This is a genomic window from Kitasatospora sp. NPDC056783 (genome assembly GCF_042789895.1).
Lineage (GTDB): Bacteria > Actinomycetota > Actinomycetes > Streptomycetales > Streptomycetaceae > Kitasatospora.
Window position 1 is genome coordinate 1 of sequence record NZ_JBHUAF010000032.1, and the last position, 15,442, is coordinate 15,442.

A 15,442-nucleotide genomic window follows, 5' to 3' on the forward strand; every position below is an offset into this window, starting at 1 on the left:
CCCTTGAGCAGCACCGTCGCCCGGTAACCGGCCGCCAGCCGGCGGGCGGTGGCCAGCCGGGCCGCGGCCAGGTCGTCGGCGGCCGGCGGCGTGCCGCCCTCGACGCCCGCCAGCAGCCGGGCGGCCTCGCCGGTGTGCGGGGTGAGCAGGGTGGGCGCGGTGCGGCCGGCCAGCGCGTCCGGGCCCAGCCGGCCCAGCTCGGTCAGCCCGTCCGCGTCCACCAGCACCGGGACGTCGCTCGCCAGCGCCTCGGCCAGCGCCTGCCGCGCCCCCTCGCCGCCGCCCGGCCCGACCACCCAGGCCTGCACCCGCCCGGCCCCGGCCGGTCCTCCCCCGGTGACCAGCGCCTCCGGGAAGCGCCGGACCACCTCCTCGGCGGCCGTCCCCGCGTACCGGACGGCGCCCGCGCCGCCGTGCAGCGCCCCGGCCACCGCCAGCAGCGCCGCGCCCGGGTACGTCGCCGAACCGGCCGCCACCCCGACCACGCCGCGCCGGTACTTGTCGCTCTCCGCGGCCGGGACCGGCAGCAGCGCCGCCACGTCCGCGTGCTGGAGCGCCGTCACCTCCGCCGTGGGCGGCTCCAGCCCGATGTCGACCAGCTGCACGACACCGGCGTACGAGGCGCCCGGGTCGACCAGCAGGCCGGGCTTGTACGTGCCGAAGGTGACCGTGACGTCCGCGCGCAGCGCCGCGCCCGGGACCTCGCCGGTGTCGGCGTCCACCCCGCTCGGCAGGTCGACCGCCACCACGATCCCCGGCCGCCCGGCCCGCGCGTACGGCTCGGACTCCGGGCGCAGCCCGCCCCGGCCGCCGATGCCGACGATGCCGTCCAGTGCCAGGTCCGCGCGCGAGAAGTCGGCCAGGCCGACTTCCTGTTCCGCCGTCACCCGCCCGCCGGCCGCCCGCAGCGCGGCCAGCCCGCCGGGGTGCGCCTTCCCCGGCGTCAGCAGCACCGCCGTCACCCGTGCCCCGCGCCGGGCCAGCGCGGCGCCGGCGTACAGGGCGTCACCCCCGTTGTCCCCGCTGCCCGCGAGCACCACCACCCGACTGCCGTACACCCGCCCCCGACGCCGCGCCAGCAGCCGCGCGCACGTGGCCGCCAGCCCGGCGGCCGCCCGCCGCATCAGCGTGCCCTCCGGCAGCCGCGCCATCAGCGCGGCCTCGGCGGCCCGGACGGTTTCCACAGGGTGTGCATGACGCATGGGGAGAGCTCCTTCAGCGGTCGGCTACCGCCGACGCTAGCCCGCGTCACCGCCCCACGGGAGCCGGGCCTGCGGCACACTTTCGAGTGACAACCACTTCGATCCCCCACCGGTGTCGGTCCGTACGCCTACCTTGTGGCTCGGCACGGACCAGCAGGAGGGAGAAGGGCCATGGTCGCCATGCCGGCAGTCGAGCACCCGCTGGGCGAGGACAGCCTTCTCCAGGCGTTCCTGGAGCTGGACACCCCGCTGGGAAGCAAGGCCGAGCTCATCGAAGGGGAGATCGTCGTGGCACCGCCACCGGACGGACAGCACGAGGGCACGGTCTCGAAGCTCGCCAAGCAGTTCTTCCGGAATGCTGCGATCGATCTGGACATCGCGGGCGTCAAGGGCCTGATCACTCCCAAAGGCCGGTTCATCCCCGACGGCACAGTCGTCCCGGCCGACCAGTTCGACCATTTGGATTCCTGGGCCCCGGCGGGCGGTGTCCTCCTCGTCTTCGAGGTCACCTCGATCAATCCGCACAAGGACCGCGAGCCCAAGCGCAGGGGCTACGCCGCTGCGGGAATCCCCTGCTACCTGCTGATCGACCGCACCGACGGCATGGTCACCCTGTTCACCGAACCCGACGGCGAGGACTACATCACCCGGACCAAGGTCGAGTTCGGCAAGTCGATCGACCTGCCCGCCCCGTTCTCGTTCACGCTCGACACGGCGCCCCTGCGGTAGGACGCAGCCACCGCAGGGGCGCCGTGCGGCCGAGCGACTACTCGACGGTGACCGACTTCGCCAGGTTGCGCGGCTGGTCGACCTCGTGGCCCTTGGCCGTGGCCAGCTCGCAGGCGAAGACCTGAAGCGGGACGGTGGAGACCAGCGGCTGGAGCAGGACCGGGGTGGCCGGGATGCGGATCAGGTGGTCCGCGTACGGGACGACGGCCTCGTCGCCCTCCTCGGCGATCACGATCGTGCGGGCGCCGCGGGCCCGGATCTCCTGGATGTTGGAGACGATCTTGTCGTGCAGGATCGACCGTCCGCGCGGCGAGGGCACGACCACCACGACCGGCAGCCCCTCCTCGATCAGCGCGATCGGGCCGTGCTTGAGCTCGCCCGCCGCGAAGCCCTCGGCGTGCATGTACGCCAGCTCCTTGAGCTTGAGCGCGCCCTCCAGGGCCACCGGGAAGCCGACGTGACGGCCGAGGAACAGCACCGAGCGGGCGTCGGCCAGCGAGCGGGCCAGCTCGCGCACCGGCTCCATGGTCTCCAGGACCTGCTCGACCTGCTTCGGCGCGTCGCCGAGCTCCTTGATGACGGCGAAGATCTCGTCGCCCCACTTGGTGCCGCGCACCTGGCCCAGGTACAGGGCGACCAGGTAGCAGGCGACCAGCTGGGTCAGGAACGCCTTGGTCGAGGCGACCGCGACCTCCGGACCGGCGTGGGTGTACAGCACCGCGTCCGACTCGCGCGGGATGGTGGAGCCGTTGGTGTTGCAGATCGCCAGCACCTTGGCGCCCTGCTCGCGGGCGTGCCGCAGCGCCATCAGGGTGTCCATGGTCTCACCGGACTGCGAGATGGCGATGACCAGCGTGCCCGGGCCCATGATCGGGTCGCGGTAGCGGAACTCGGAGGCGACCTCGACCTCGCAGGGGATGCGGGTCCAGTGCTCGATCGCGTACTTGGCGATCATGCCGGCGTGGAAGGCCGTGCCGCAGGCGACGATGACGACCTTGTCCACCGAGCGCAGGTCGGCGTCGGAGATCCGCAGCTCGTCCAGGGTCAGCCGGCCGTCGGTGCCGATCCGGCCGAGAAGGGTGTCGGCGACGGCCTTCGGCTGCTCGGCGATCTCCTTGAGCATGAAGTAGTCGTAGCCGCCCTTCTCGGCGGCCGAGGCGTCCCAGTCGACGTGGTACTCGCGCACGTCGGCCGGGGTGCCGTCGAAGTTCGTGACGGTCACGCCCTCCCGGCGCAGCTCGACCACCTGGTCCTGGCCCAGCTCGATCGCCTCGCGGGTGTGCGCGATGAAGGCGGCGACGTCCGAGGCGAGGAAGTTCTCGCCCTCGCCGCGGCCGACCACCAGCGGCGAGTTGCGCCGGGCACCGACGACCACGTCCGGCGCGTCGGCGTGCACGGCCACCAGGGTGAAGGCGCCCTCCAGCTGACGGCAGACCACGCGCATGGCCTCGGCGAGGTCGCCCGCGTAGGCCTCGCCCAGCAGGTGGGCGACGACCTCGGTGTCGGTCTCGGACCGGAGGGTGTGGCCGCGCTCGGCGATCTCGGCGCGCAGCTGGGCGAAGTTCTCGATGATGCCGTTGTGCACCACCGCGACCCGCTGGTGGTCGTCCAGGTGGGGGTGGGCGTTGGCGTCCGTCGGGCCGCCGTGGGTGGCCCAGCGGGTGTGGCCGATGCCGGTGGTGCCGCCGGGAAGAGGGGTCTCGGCGAGCGACTTCTCCAGATTGGCGAGCTTGCCCGCCCGCTTGTCGGTGGCCAGACTCCACTGCCCGTCGGAGTCCTGCACCTGCACCGCGACACCGGCCGAGTCGTAACCCCGGTACTCCAGCCGCTGCAAGCCTGCGATTACTACGTCGAGGGCGGACTGAGCGCCCACGTATCCAACAATTCCGCACATGCGTGCCAGCATAAGGGCGGTTCTGTGGCCCTTTCCCCGCCGCGCGGGAACGCTGCGTGACCGACACCACAACCACCGTGAGCGCCGTGACGGCTCACAATGGAGCATGTGCTGACCGAACTCTGTACGCGGGGCGCCGCCACGCCCGGCCCGTCACCGTCGCCCTACGTGGACCTCAGCCGGGCCGAGTGGAGCGCGCTGCGCGAGCGTACGCCGCTGCCGCTGACCGCCGAGGAGGTGGAGCAGCTGCGCGGCCTGGGCACCGCCCTCGACCTGGACGAGGTCCGCGACGTCTACCTCCCGCTCTCCCGGCTGCTGAACCTGTACATCCACGCCACGCACGAGCTGCGCGGCACCCTGGGCACCTTCCTGGACACGCCGGACACCGAGCGCACCCGCACCCCGTTCATCATCGGCGTGGCCGGCTCGGTGGCGGTCGGGAAGTCCACCACCGCCCGGCTGCTGCAGGCGCTGCTCGCCCGCTGGCCCGAGCACCCCCGGGTCGAACTGGTCACCACGGACGGCTTCCTGCTCCCCAACGCCGAGCTGCGCCGCCGCGGCCTGATGGCCCGCAAGGGCTTCCCCGAGTCGTACGACCGCCGGGCGCTGATGCGCTTCGTCGCGGACGTGAAGGCCGGCAAGGACCGGGTCAGCGCGCCGGTCTACTCGCACCTGGTGTACGACATCGTGCCGGACCGGCGGCTGACCGTGGAGCGCCCGGACATCCTGATCGTCGAGGGCCTGAACGTGCTCCAGCCGGCCCTGCCCGGCACCGACGGCCGCACCCGCCTCGCGGTGGCCGACTACTTCGACTTCTCGATCTACGTCGACGCCCGGACCGACGACATCGAGCACTGGTACCTGGACCGCTTCCGCAAGCTGCGGGAGACCGCCTTCCAGGACCCGAACTCCTACTTCCGCCGCTTCACCGAGGTGCCGGAGGAGGAGGCGATGGAGTACGGCCGGCAGGTCTGGCGCACCATCAACAAGCCCAACCTGCTGGAGAACGTGCTGCCGACCCGCGGCCGGGCCACCCTGATCCTCCAGAAGGGCGCGGACCACAAGGTCCGCCGGGCGCTGCTGCGCAAGCTCTGACCGCGCGCGCCCCGACCGCACGTCAGAGGGCCCCCGCCGCACCGGCGGGGGCCCTTCCGCGCGTCCGGGCTCAGCCCAGGTGGGTGCGCACCGCCTCGGCCAGCCGCTGGGCGACCGTCTCGGCCTGGGCCGGGTCGGCGGCCTCGACCATCACCCGGACCAGCGGCTCGGTGCCCGAGGGGCGCAGCAGCACCCGGCCGGTCGAGCCCAGCTCGGTCTCGGCCGCGGCGACGGCGGCGGCCAGCTCGGTGCTGGTCCGCACCCGGGACTTGTCGACGCCCTTGACGTTGATCAGCACCTGCGGCAGCCGGGTCATCACGGTGGCCAGGTCGGCCAGCGGCTGCTTGGTGGCGGCCAGCCGGGCGCCCAGCATCAGGCCGGTCAGGGTGCCGTCGCCGGTGGTGGCGTGGTCCAGCAGGATGACGTGGCCGGACTGCTCGCCGCCCAGCGCGAAGCCCTGCTCCTTCATCGCCTCCAGCACGTAGCGGTCGCCGACGGCGGTCTCCACCAGCTCGATGCCCTCGCGCTCCATCGCCAGCTTGAAGCCGAGGTTGGACATCACGGTGGCCACCGCGGTGTTGCGGCGCAGGGTGCCGGCCTCCTTCATGGCGACCGCGAGGATGGCGATGATCTGGTCGCCGTCCACTTCGTCGCCCTCGGCGTCGGCGGCCAGGCAGCGGTCGGCGTCGCCGTCCAGGGCGATGCCGAGGTCGGCCCGGTGCTCCTTCATCGCGACCCGCAGCCGGTCCAGGTGGGTGGAGCCGACGCCGTCGTTGATGTTGAGGCCGGTGGGCTCGGCCCCCAGGGTGTGGACCACCTCGGCACCGGCCCGGGCGAAGGCCTCGGGGGCGACGTAGGCGGCCGCGCCGTGGGCGCCGTCGATGACGACCTTGATGCCGTCCAGGCGGTTGGGCAGCACGCCGATCAGGTGGGCGACGTACTTGTCGAAGCCCTCGGTGTACTCGCGCACCCGGCCGACGGCCGCGCCGGTCGGACGGTTCCAGTCCTCGTCGCCGACGGTGTGCTTGCGGTAGTGGGCCTCGATCGCGTCCTCGATCCGGTCGTCCAGCTTGTGGCCGCCGCGGGCGAGGAACTTGATGCCGTTGTCCGGCATGGCGTTGTGGCTGGCGGACAGCATCACGCCGAAGTCGGCGCCGAGCGCGCCGGTGAGGTAGGCCACCGCCGGGGTGGGCAGCACGCCCACGCGCAGGACGTCGACACCGGCACTCGCCAGACCGGCGATGACGGCGGCCTCCAGGAACTCGCCCGAGGCGCGCGGGTCCCGGCCCACGACCGCGACCGGCCGGTGGCCGTCGAAGGCGCCGGCCTCACCGAGCACATGGGCCGCCGCGACCGACAGGCCGAGCGCCAGCTCCGCCGTCAGGCTCTCGTTGGCCACCCCGCGCACGCCGTCCGTACCGAAGAGTCGTCCCACTGTCCCGTTCCTCCATCACCACTGCTCGGAACCCAACCGATGATCCCGGCCGCCGCACAGTAGCCGGGGAACACGTCGCCCCGGAGTACTCGAGGTACTCCGGGGCGACGGTTTTCGCGCAACCAGGGGGTGCGCCGCCAGGGCGGACCGCACCCCCGGGGGAGGCGATTAGCGCTTGCTGTACTGCGGCGCCTTGCGGGCCTTCTTCAGACCGGCCTTCTTGCGCTCGACGGCGCGGGCGTCACGGGTCAGGAAGCCGGCCTTCTTGAGGGCGCCGCGGTTGTTGTCCACGTCGGCCTCGTTCAGGGCACGGGCGACGCCGAGGCGCAGCGCGTAGGCCTGACCGGAGACGCCGCCACCGCTGATGCGGGCGACGACGTCGTAACGGCCGTCCAGCTCCAGGAGCTTGAAGGGCTCGTTCACGGTCTGCTGGTGCACCTTGTTGGGGAAGTAGCCCTCAAGGGTCCGGCCGTTGATCTTCCACTGGCCGGTGCCGGGGACGATGCGCACGCGGGCGATCGCCTCCTTGCGGCGGCCAAGGCCGGCGCCCGGGACGGCCTCGCCGAAGCGGCCGGCCAGGGACTCGGAGGTGTAGCTCTCCTCGGAGGTGTACTCGGCCTCGACGGTCTCGTCGAAGTCGACCTCAAGGGTTTCAGTGGTCTCGGCCACGGTGTTCCTCAGCTCTTTTCAGTGTTGGGGGGCTTGGTGGCCGAATTACTGCGCGACCTGGGTGATCTCGAACGGCACCGGCTGCTGGGCAGCGTGCGGGTGCTGGTCGCCCGAGTAGACCTTCAGCTTCGAGAGCATCTGGCGGCCCAGGCTGTTCTTGGGGATCATGCCCTTGATGGCCTTCTCGACGGCCTTCTCCGGGTTGTTCGCCAGCAGGTCGTCGTAGCGCACCGAGCGCAGACCGCCCGGGAAGCCCGAGTGGCGGTAGGCCAGCTTCTGGGTCTTCTTGTTACCGGACAGGTGCACCTTGTCGGCGTTGATGATGATGACGAAGTCACCAGTGTCAACGTGCGGCGCGTAGATCGCCTTGTGCTTGCCCCGGAGGAGGTTGGCGGCCTGGGAGGCCAGGCGGCCGAGCACGACGTCGGTCGCGTCGATGACGTGCCACTGACGCTGGACGTCGCCGGGCTTGGGGCTGTACGTACGCACGGTCGTAGCCTTCGCTTTTCAGTGAGTGAGTCCTGACAGGAGCACCCGGACGGCAGAGCAGCCTGGCCAGCCTTGGACGCAATTCAAGGATGACCGCTGGTCGACGACCTGATGTCTCCGGCGTACCGACCTCTCACGTGAGATAGAGCGAGCCAATACGCACATCAAGCGTCCAGGTTACCGGCACGGCCCGAAGGGGTCAAAAAACGCCGGGACCCCTCCGGCCGTCGCTCACCGTTCGCGCTCCACCCGGGTCACGTCCCAGACCGGCTCCGGCGCCTCGAACACCCGGCCGTCCGCGCCGAACACCAGGAAGCGGTCGAAGGTCTTGGCGAACCAGCGGTCGTGGGTGACGCACAGCACGGTTCCGTCGAAGGCCTCCAGGCCGGCCTGGAGGGCCTCGGCGCTCTCCAGGTCCAGGTTGTCGGTGGGCTCGTCGAGGAGCAGCGCCGTCACACCGGACAGTTCGAGCTTGAGGATCATCAGCCGGGCCTGCTGCCCGCCGGACAGCGACTCGAACTTCTGCTCCTCCTGGCGGTCCAGCTCGTACCGGCGCAGCGCGCCCATCGCGGCGCCGCGGCTGAGCGCGTGCTCCTCCTCGACGATCGACCTGACGGTGCGGCCGAACAGCTCCGGGTGGGCGTGGGTCTGCCGGAAGTGGCCGGGCACGACCCGGGCGCCGAGCTTCCAGTCCCCGCTGTGGGCGACCGTCTCGTCGCCGGCCAGCAGCCGCAGCAGGTGCGACTTGCCGGCGCCGTTGGCACCCAGCACCGCGACCCGCTCGCCGTAGAAGACCTCCAGGTCGAAGGGCTGCATCAGGCCGGTGAGCTCCAGCCGCTCCAGGGTGAAGGCGCGCACCCCGGTGCGCCCGCCCTTGAGCCGCATGCTGATGCTCTGCTCGCGCGGCGGCGCCTCCGGCGGGCCGGCGTCCTCGAACTTCTTCAGCCTGGTCTGGGCGGCGGCGTACCGGGAGGCCATCTCATGGCTGACGGCGGCGGCCTGGCGCAGGGTGACGACCAGCTTCTTGAGCTTGGCGTGCTCCTCGTCCCAGCGGCGGCGCAGCTCCTCGAAGCGCTCGAAGCGGGCCTTGCGGGCCTCGTGGAAGGTGTCGAAACCGCCGCCGTGCACCCAGACGCTGCTGCCGGTGGCGCCGGTCTCCACCGCGATGATCTTGTTGGCGGTCTTGGAGAGCAGTTCGCGGTCGTGCGAGATGAACAGCACGGTCTTGGAGGTGGCCTTGATCGCCTCCTCCAGCCAGCGCTTGGCCGGGACGTCCAGGTAGTTGTCGGGCTCGTCGAGCAGCAGCACCTCGTCGGGGCCGCGCAGCAGCGCCTCCAGCACCAGCCGCTTCTGCTCGCCGCCCGAGAGGGTGTTCAGGCCCCGCCACTGGGCCTTGTCGAAGGGCATCCCGAGGGCCGCCATGGTGCAGACGTCCCAGTCGGTCTCGTAGTCGTAGCCGCCGACGTCGGCCCAGTCGGAGAGCGCCTGGGCGTAGGCCATCTGGGTCTTCTCGTCGTCCTGGGCGATCATCGCCAGCTCGGCGGCGTCCACCGCGCGGGCCGCCTTGGCGATCCGCTCCGGGGCGACCGAGACCAGCAGGTCGCGGACCGAGGCGTCGGCCGGCAGCGCGCCCGGGGCGGACTGCTGGTCCTCGCGGCCGGTGGTGCCGACGAACTGGCGCATCACGCCGAGCCCGCCGCTGATCGTCACCGAGCCGCCGTGCGGCTGGAGGTCCCCCGCGATCATCCTCAGCAGGGTGGTCTTGCCGGCGCCGTTGGCGCCGACCAGCGCGACCGCGGCACCCTCGCCGACCCGGAAGGACGCGTCGTCGAACAGCACCCGCCCGTCAGGAAGGTAGTACTCCAGGTGTGAAATCTCGACGTGTCCCATGAGAGGGATTGTCCCAAGGGCGCACGCCGGACCAAAACGGATTACGAGGCGGCCGGCTGCCCGGGCAGGGTGCGCATCCGACGGGCCGCCCGGTTGCGCTCGGCCAGCTGGTCGTCCGGCGGGTAGCCGACCTCCTCCAGCGTGAGCCCGTACGGCCGGATCACGTTGACGGCGGAGTTGCGCACCCCGCCGGCCAGCACCTCGCCGGGGAACTCCACCGGCCGGTGCCCGTCGCCGACCAGCAGCATCGCGCCGACCAGCGCCCGGACCATGTTGTGGCAGAAGGCGTCGGCCCGCACGGTGGCGACCGCGAGCGAGCCCTCCTGGGCGGCGTAGGTGTCCACCGGGACGCGGTCCCAGCGCAGCTCCAGCAGGGTGCGGATGGTGGTGGCGCCCTCGCGCTTCTTGCAGTACGCGGCGAAGTCGTGCTCGCCGAGCAGCAGCTTCGCCGCCGCGTTCATCTTCTCCACGTCCAGCGGCCGGTCGTGCCAGAGCACGTGGCCGCGCAGCAGCGGGTCCACCCCGCCCGGGTGGTCGGCGACCCGGTACGCGTACCGGCGCCAGATCGCCGAGAAGCGGGCGTCGAACCCGGCCGGCGCCTCGCCGACCCGGTAGATCCGGACGTCCCCGGGCAGCCGGCCGGCCAGCCGGCGCAGCAGCTTCTCCCGGTGCGCCTCCCACAGCTCGGCGGGCAGGTCGACGTGGGCGACCTGGCCGCGGGCGTGCACCCCGGCGTCGGTGCGGCCGGCCACGGTCAGCGGGAACAGCTCGGAGCTGCGGGTGACGATCTGCAGCGCGGTCTCGATCTCCTCCTGGACCGTCCGGCGGCCGCCCTTCTGGCGGGCCCAGCCGGAGAACTCGGCGCCCTGGTAGGCGAGGTCGAGCCGGACCCGGACGTACCCGTCGGCCGGGCCGTCCTTCACCGGCGGCTGCTCGGCGCAATCGTTGACCACTGCTCTTCACTCCCTGGACATGAGGAACGGGCCCGCTCCCCCACGGATGGGAGAGCGGGCCCGCAGCACACCCTGGGCCTGTCTTCGAACTCGCCTCTGCGGGGCGACGCCGGGGCACGCACCTCGCGGCGTTGTCGTCGGTTGCCAATGCTCCGCAGTGGCGCCCTCCTCCGCCTTGCGATGCACGCACCCCAACGCCGCCCCGCCGCCCTAAGGGCGAACGACGGGAGTTCGAAGACAGGCCCTAAAGGTGTCAGGCCTGCTCGGTGGCCTCGGCCTCGGTGGCCTCGACCTTGGCGTCGGCCTCCTTGACGGCACGCTTGGTGGCGGCCTCGGCCTCGCCGACGGCGGTCTGCGCGACGGTCAGCGCCTCGACCAGCTCGATCACGGCCATCGGGGCGTTGTCGCCACGACGGGGACCGATCTTGGTGATGCGGGTGTAGCCACCCGGGCGGTTCTCGTAGCGCGGCGCGATCTCGGTGAAGAGGGTGTGCAGCACGGCGATGTCGGTGATCGTCTTGCGAACCAGACGACGGTTGTGGATGTCGCCCTTCTTCGCCTTGGTGATCAGCTTCTCCGCCAGCGGGCGCATCCGACGGGCCTTGGCCTCGGTCGTGGTGATGCGGCCGTACTGGAACAGCTCACGGCACAGGCCGGCGAGCAGCAGCGGCTCGTGGTGCGGGCCACCGCCCAGGCGGGCACCCTTGGTGGGACGCGGCATGGAATTACTCCTCGAATCTCCGACTGCGGCCGTACCAGGTACCGCAGCGGGCGTACGGACACAGTGCCCGCACGACTTTCAGGACGACGGGGGCGGCTCCGTGGAACCGCCCCCGCGGCCAATTCTCTTAGTACTGCTCGGTCTCGGCGAAGTGCGAGTCGTCGAGGTCGTCGGCGCCGAAGGCGTCGGCGGCGGCAGTCGGGTCGAACCCGGGCGGGCTGTCCTTGAGGGCCAGGCCCATGCCGGCCAGCTTCGCCTTGACCTCGTCGATCGACTTCGCACCGAAGTTGCGGATGTCGAGCAGGTCGGCCTCGGAGCGGGCGACGAGCTCACCCACGGTGTGGATGCCCTCGCGCTTGAGGCAGTTGTAGGAGCGGACCGTGAGCTCCAGCTCCTCGATCGGCAGCGCCAGGTCGGCGGCCAGGGCGGCGTCCGTCGGGGACGGGCCCATGTCGATGCCCTCGGCGTCGATGTTCAGCTCGCGGGCGAGACCGAACAGCTCCACCAGGGTCTTGCCGGCCGAGGCCATGGCGTCGCGCGGACGCATGGCGGGCTTGGTCTCGACGTCGACGATCAGCTTGTCGAAGTCGGTCCGCTGCTCGACACGGGTGGCCTCGACCTTGTAGGTGACCTTCAGCACGGGGCTGTAGATCGAGTCGACCGGGATGCGGCCGATCTCCTGGCCGGAGGCCTTGTTCTGGACGGCGGAGACGTAGCCGCGACCGCGCTCGACGGTCAGCTCCATCTCCAGCTTGCCCTTGCCGTTCAGGGTGGCGAGGACCAGCTCGGGGTTGTGCACCTCGACACCCGCCGGCGGGGCGATGTCGGCGGCGGTGACGACACCCGGGCCCTGCTTGCGCAGGTACATCACGACCGGCTCGTCGTGCTCCGAGGAGACGACCAGCTGCTTGATGTTGAGGATGAGGTCGGTCACGTCCTCCTTGACGCCCGGCACGGTGGTGAACTCGTGCAGGACGCCGTCGACGCGGATGCTGGTGACAGCGGCACCCGGGATCGACGACAGGAGCGTGCGGCGCAGGGAGTTGCCGAGGGTGTAGCCGAAGCCCGGCTCCAGCGGCTCGATCACGAACCGCGAGCGGAACTCGTCGACGACCTCTTCGGTCAGCGACGGACGCTGAGCGATAAGCATGGGGGTGAATCCTCCAGTTGTCTTCGGCACCCACTATTTGATGCCGACAGGACCAAGCGTACGGGCTCCCGCGAGCAGCGACTGATCACTACCTGGGAGCCCGTACGAGGTTTACAGCAGAACCCGCGTGCCCGAAGGCGCTGCGTCAGACGCGGCGGCGCTTCGGCGGACGGCAGCCGTTGTGCGGGGTGGGGGTGACGTCCTGGATCGAGCCGACCTCCAGGCCGGTGGCCTGGAGCGAACGGATCGCGGTCTCGCGGCCGGAGCCCGGACCCTTCACGAAGACGTCAACCTTGCGCATGCCGTGCTCCTGCGCGCGACGGGCAGCGGCCTCGGCGGCCATCTGCGCGGCGAACGGGGTGGACTTGCGCGAGCCCTTGAAGCCGACGTGGCCGGCGGAGGCCCAGGAGATCACGTTGCCCGCGGGGTCGGTGATCGAAACGATGGTGTTGTTGAACGTGCTCTTGATGTGCGCGTGGCCGTGAGCGACGTTCTTCTTTTCCTTGCGGCGGATCTTCTTCGCGCCGGCAGCCTGACGACCCTTGGGGGGCATAAGTCTGTTCTCCTACTGAGGTGGTCGGTCCGCTGACCCGCGGGCCGGAGGGATGTCCGGTTACGGGACGGACTACTTCTTGCCCGGCTTCTTCTTACCGGCGATCGCGCGACGCGGGCCCTTGCGGGTACGCGCGTTGGTGTGGGTGCGCTGGCCGCGGACCGGCAGGCCGCGGCGGTGACGCAGACCCTCGTAGCAGCCGATCTCGACCTTGCGGCGGATGTCGGCGGCCACCTCACGGCGGAGGTCACCCTCGACCGTGTAGTTGGCGTCGATGTACTGACCCAGCTTGACGAGGTCGTCCTCGGAGATGTCGCGGACGCGGACGTCCGGGCTCACACCGGTCTCGGCCAGGGTCTGCTGGGCGCGGGTACGGCCGATGCCGTACACGTAGGTGAGGGCGATCTCGATCCGCTTCTCACGGGGGAGATCAACGCCGGCGAGGCGTGCCATTCAAGGCTCCTGTGGTTCTTCAGAGGTCTTGCGTGCTACCTACTCCTTCGCCTCTCGACGAGGGAGCCCCGGCCTCTGACCGGGGGCGGCAGTCCGTCCTGGAAGGGACGGATCGGGTAGCCCGCTTATGACGTTTTCGCGTCGCGCGAAGTACTACGAGAAATGCTGGGGAGCGATCAGCCCTGGCGCTGCTTGTGGCGCAGGTTGTCGCAGATCACCATGACCCGGCCGTGACGGCGGATCACCTTGCACTTGTCGCAGATCTTCTTGACGCTCGGCTTGACCTTCATGTTTCAGGTTCTCCGGGTCTAGATCTGACGTTCTTACTTGTAGCGGTAGACGATCCGGCCGCGCGTGAGGTCGTAGGGGCTGAGCTCCACGACGACCCGGTCGTCCGGCAGGATGCGGATGTAGTGCATGCGCATCTTGCCACTGATGTGCGCGAGGACCTTGTGACCGTTCTGCAGCTCGACCTTGAACATCGCGTTCGGAAGAGACTCGATCACGGTGCCCTCGATCTCAATGGCGCCTTGCTTCTTAGCCATGAACTGCGAGATCCACCTTCCGGGACCGGCTACCGTATGCGGAACGCTCGTGCGAACCTGGGTTCACCCCGCCCCCGAGGGGAAGAGGGCGTGCTGAAGCACGCTACGAGTGAGCCGACGGTCCATCCTACGCCAGCGCGTGCCGCGGGCCAAAACCGGGGCCCCGGAAAGCGGCAGCCGTCACACCGGTGGCCTCAGGCACCGGCGGAGGCCGTCAGCGGGTCGACGTGGGCGGTGCAGGCCGAGCAGCGGCGGGCGGCCAGCGGGATCTCGGTCAGGCACTCGGGGCAGGGCCGCTTCGGGGTCTTCGGCTTCTGCGGCATGTAGCGCGCGGTCGCCTTGGTGATCGGCAGCACCACGCAGAAGTACAGCACCGCGGCGGTCATCAGGAAGGCGATCACCACGTTGAGGAACTGGCCGTAGGGGAAGGTGACCCCGGCGACCGTCGCCTTGTACGAGCTGAAGTCGCCGGCCGCGCCGACCACGACACCCACCAGCGGGGTGAGGAAGGCGGACACGAAACCGGTCACCACCGCGGTGAACGCGGCACCGATGACCACACCGACCGCCATGTCGACGACGTTGCCGCGCATCATGAAGTCGCGGAATCCCTTGAGCACGTGCTGTCTCCTGCTCGCTCGTGAGCCACTGCTGACCCTGCCAGCGCATAAAAATAGGACAAAAGCCCTGGAGGTCCAAACCTCCAGGGCCCTGATCCCTTGTCAGCAGCGGCCTTCGGGCGCCGTCGCGACTACGCGAGGGGGTCCGGAGCTGCGGTGATGCCCAGCTTGGCCAGTTCCGCCTTGCCGCCGTCGAAGGCGGTCAGCACCAGCGGTCCCTGCTCGGTGACGGCCACCGAGTGCTCCCAGTGCGAGGCCCAGGTGCCGTCGTTGGTGACGACCGTCCAGTCGTCCTCCAGCACGGTGGTGTGCGGGGTGCCGAGCGACACCATCGGCTCGATCGCCAGCACGGTGCCGGGGACGAGCTTCGGGCCCTTGCCGCGGCCGCGCTCGACGTAGTTCAGCACGTGCGGCTCCATGTGCATCGCGGTGCCGATGCCGTGGCCGCCGTAGCCCTCGGTGATGCCCCACTTGCCCTTCGGCGGCAGCGGCTGGCGGCGGATGTAGCCCTCGATCGCCTTGGAGACGTCCACCAGGCGGTTGTTCTTCTTCATCTGGGCGATGCCGGCCCACATCGAGCCCTCGGTGACCCGGCTCAGCATCTCGACCTCCGGACGGACCTCGCCGACCGCCACGGTGATCGCCGAGTCGCCGTGCCAGCCGTCCAGGATGGCGCCGCAGTCGATCGAGATGACGTCACCCTCCTGGAGCACCCGGTCGCCGGGGATGCCGTGCACCACCTCGTTGTTCACCGAGGCGCAGATCACTCCCGGGAACCAGAGCCCGCCGTGGTGGGCGCGGAAGTTCGAGGTGGCGCCGTGGTCGGTGATGACCTTGTCCGCGATGTCGTTGAGCTCCTGGGTGGTCACCCCGGGGACGACCGCCTCGCGGCAGGCCTTGAGCGCCTCGGCGACGACCAGCCCGGCCGCTCGCATCTTCGCGATCTGCTCGGGGGTCTTGATCTCCACCATCTGGTCACGCCTTCCAAGTCCGGATTACCACTGCTTACCACCGTACGACGCCGAAACGGCCGGGCCACCCGCA

At 70.7% G+C, this 15,442-nt stretch carries 17 protein-coding genes; 2 read left to right on the top strand and 15 right to left on the bottom strand.

Features of this window, described 5'->3' with window-relative positions:
• Nucleotides 1–1,202: NAD(P)H-hydrate epimerase (locus ACFRMQ_RS07705; protein WP_380728058.1), on the bottom strand; the 1,202-nt coding region annotated here is incomplete at its 3' end.
• A 180-nt stretch (nt 1,203–1,382) separates the two neighbouring features.
• Between ACFRMQ_RS07705 and ACFRMQ_RS07710 the strand changes: the two genes are divergently transcribed.
• Nucleotides 1,383–1,931 carry a Uma2 family endonuclease gene (locus tag ACFRMQ_RS07710; RefSeq protein ID WP_380728107.1) on the top strand — a complete coding sequence of 183 codons (549 nt, stop codon included), beginning with the start codon at nt 1,383–1,385 and terminating at the stop codon, nt 1,929–1,931.
• Between the two features lie 37 nt (nt 1,932–1,968).
• Here the strand turns inward: ACFRMQ_RS07710 and glmS are convergent, their stop codons facing one another.
• A complete protein-coding gene (glmS, locus tag ACFRMQ_RS07715) occupies nt 1,969–3,825 on the bottom strand; it encodes a glutamine--fructose-6-phosphate transaminase (isomerizing) (RefSeq protein ID WP_380728060.1) in 1,857 nt (618 codons plus the stop codon).
• A 99-nt stretch (nt 3,826–3,924) separates the two neighbouring features.
• Between glmS and coaA the strand changes: the two genes are divergently transcribed.
• Nucleotides 3,925–4,920, top strand: coding sequence for a type I pantothenate kinase (gene coaA / locus ACFRMQ_RS07720; protein ID WP_380728063.1), 996 nt, complete (start codon nt 3,925–3,927; stop codon nt 4,918–4,920).
• 70 nt (nt 4,921–4,990) lie between these two features.
• Here the strand turns inward: coaA and glmM are convergent, their stop codons facing one another.
• From glmM to map, 13 genes are all read right to left on the bottom strand, one after another.
• Nucleotides 4,991–6,355 carry a phosphoglucosamine mutase gene (gene glmM, locus ACFRMQ_RS07725; RefSeq protein ID WP_380728065.1) on the bottom strand — a complete coding sequence of 455 codons (1,365 nt, stop codon included), beginning with the start codon at nt 6,353–6,355 and terminating at the stop codon, nt 4,991–4,993.
• A gap of 168 nt (nt 6,356–6,523) precedes the next feature.
• Nucleotides 6,524–7,024, bottom strand: a complete 501-nt coding sequence (rpsI, locus tag ACFRMQ_RS07730; protein ID WP_380699615.1) for a 30S ribosomal protein S9 — start codon at nt 7,022–7,024, stop codon at nt 6,524–6,526.
• A 45-nt stretch (nt 7,025–7,069) separates the two neighbouring features.
• Nucleotides 7,070–7,513, bottom strand: a complete 444-nt coding sequence (rplM, locus tag ACFRMQ_RS07735) for a 50S ribosomal protein L13 (protein WP_030055846.1) — start codon at nt 7,511–7,513, stop codon at nt 7,070–7,072.
• Between the two features lie 231 nt (nt 7,514–7,744).
• Entirely contained in the window at nt 7,745–9,403 is a 1,659-nt protein-coding gene (locus tag ACFRMQ_RS07740; RefSeq protein ID WP_380728067.1) for an ABC-F family ATP-binding cassette domain-containing protein, read from the bottom strand.
• 41 nt (nt 9,404–9,444) lie between these two features.
• Nucleotides 9,445–10,356, bottom strand: coding sequence for a tRNA pseudouridine(38-40) synthase TruA (truA, locus tag ACFRMQ_RS07745; RefSeq protein WP_380728069.1), 912 nt, complete (start codon nt 10,354–10,356; stop codon nt 9,445–9,447).
• A 253-nt stretch (nt 10,357–10,609) separates the two neighbouring features.
• Entirely contained in the window at nt 10,610–11,077 is a 468-nt protein-coding gene (rplQ, locus tag ACFRMQ_RS07750) for a 50S ribosomal protein L17 (protein WP_380728072.1), read from the bottom strand.
• A 127-nt stretch (nt 11,078–11,204) separates the two neighbouring features.
• Nucleotides 11,205–12,227, bottom strand: coding sequence for a DNA-directed RNA polymerase subunit alpha (locus ACFRMQ_RS07755; protein ID WP_360349481.1), 1,023 nt, complete (start codon nt 12,225–12,227; stop codon nt 11,205–11,207).
• Between the two features lie 145 nt (nt 12,228–12,372).
• Nucleotides 12,373–12,780: a 30S ribosomal protein S11 gene (gene rpsK / locus ACFRMQ_RS07760; RefSeq protein ID WP_030232513.1), complete on the bottom strand. Its 408-nt coding sequence runs from the start codon at nt 12,778–12,780 to the stop codon at nt 12,373–12,375.
• Nucleotides 12,781–12,852: 72 nt separating this feature from the next.
• A complete protein-coding gene (gene rpsM, locus ACFRMQ_RS07765) occupies nt 12,853–13,233 on the bottom strand; it encodes a 30S ribosomal protein S13 (RefSeq protein ID WP_380699611.1) in 381 nt (126 codons plus the stop codon).
• 176 nt (nt 13,234–13,409) lie between these two features.
• On the bottom strand, nt 13,410–13,523 hold the full coding sequence (gene rpmJ, locus ACFRMQ_RS07770) for a 50S ribosomal protein L36 (RefSeq protein WP_003956441.1): 114 nt from the start codon (nt 13,521–13,523) through the stop codon (nt 13,410–13,412).
• A gap of 33 nt (nt 13,524–13,556) precedes the next feature.
• Entirely contained in the window at nt 13,557–13,778 is a 222-nt protein-coding gene (infA, locus tag ACFRMQ_RS07775; protein WP_003956442.1) for a translation initiation factor IF-1, read from the bottom strand.
• 194 nt (nt 13,779–13,972) lie between these two features.
• Complete coding sequence (mscL, locus tag ACFRMQ_RS07780; protein WP_380728076.1) at nt 13,973–14,398, bottom strand: large conductance mechanosensitive channel protein MscL; 426 nt, start codon at nt 14,396–14,398, stop codon at nt 13,973–13,975.
• A gap of 131 nt (nt 14,399–14,529) precedes the next feature.
• The gene (gene map / locus ACFRMQ_RS07785) at nt 14,530–15,369 is read right to left on the bottom strand and encodes a type I methionyl aminopeptidase (protein ID WP_380728078.1); all 840 of its coding nucleotides are present in this window, start codon (nt 15,367–15,369) and stop codon (nt 14,530–14,532) included.
• Nucleotides 15,370–15,442 lie beyond the last annotated feature (73 nt).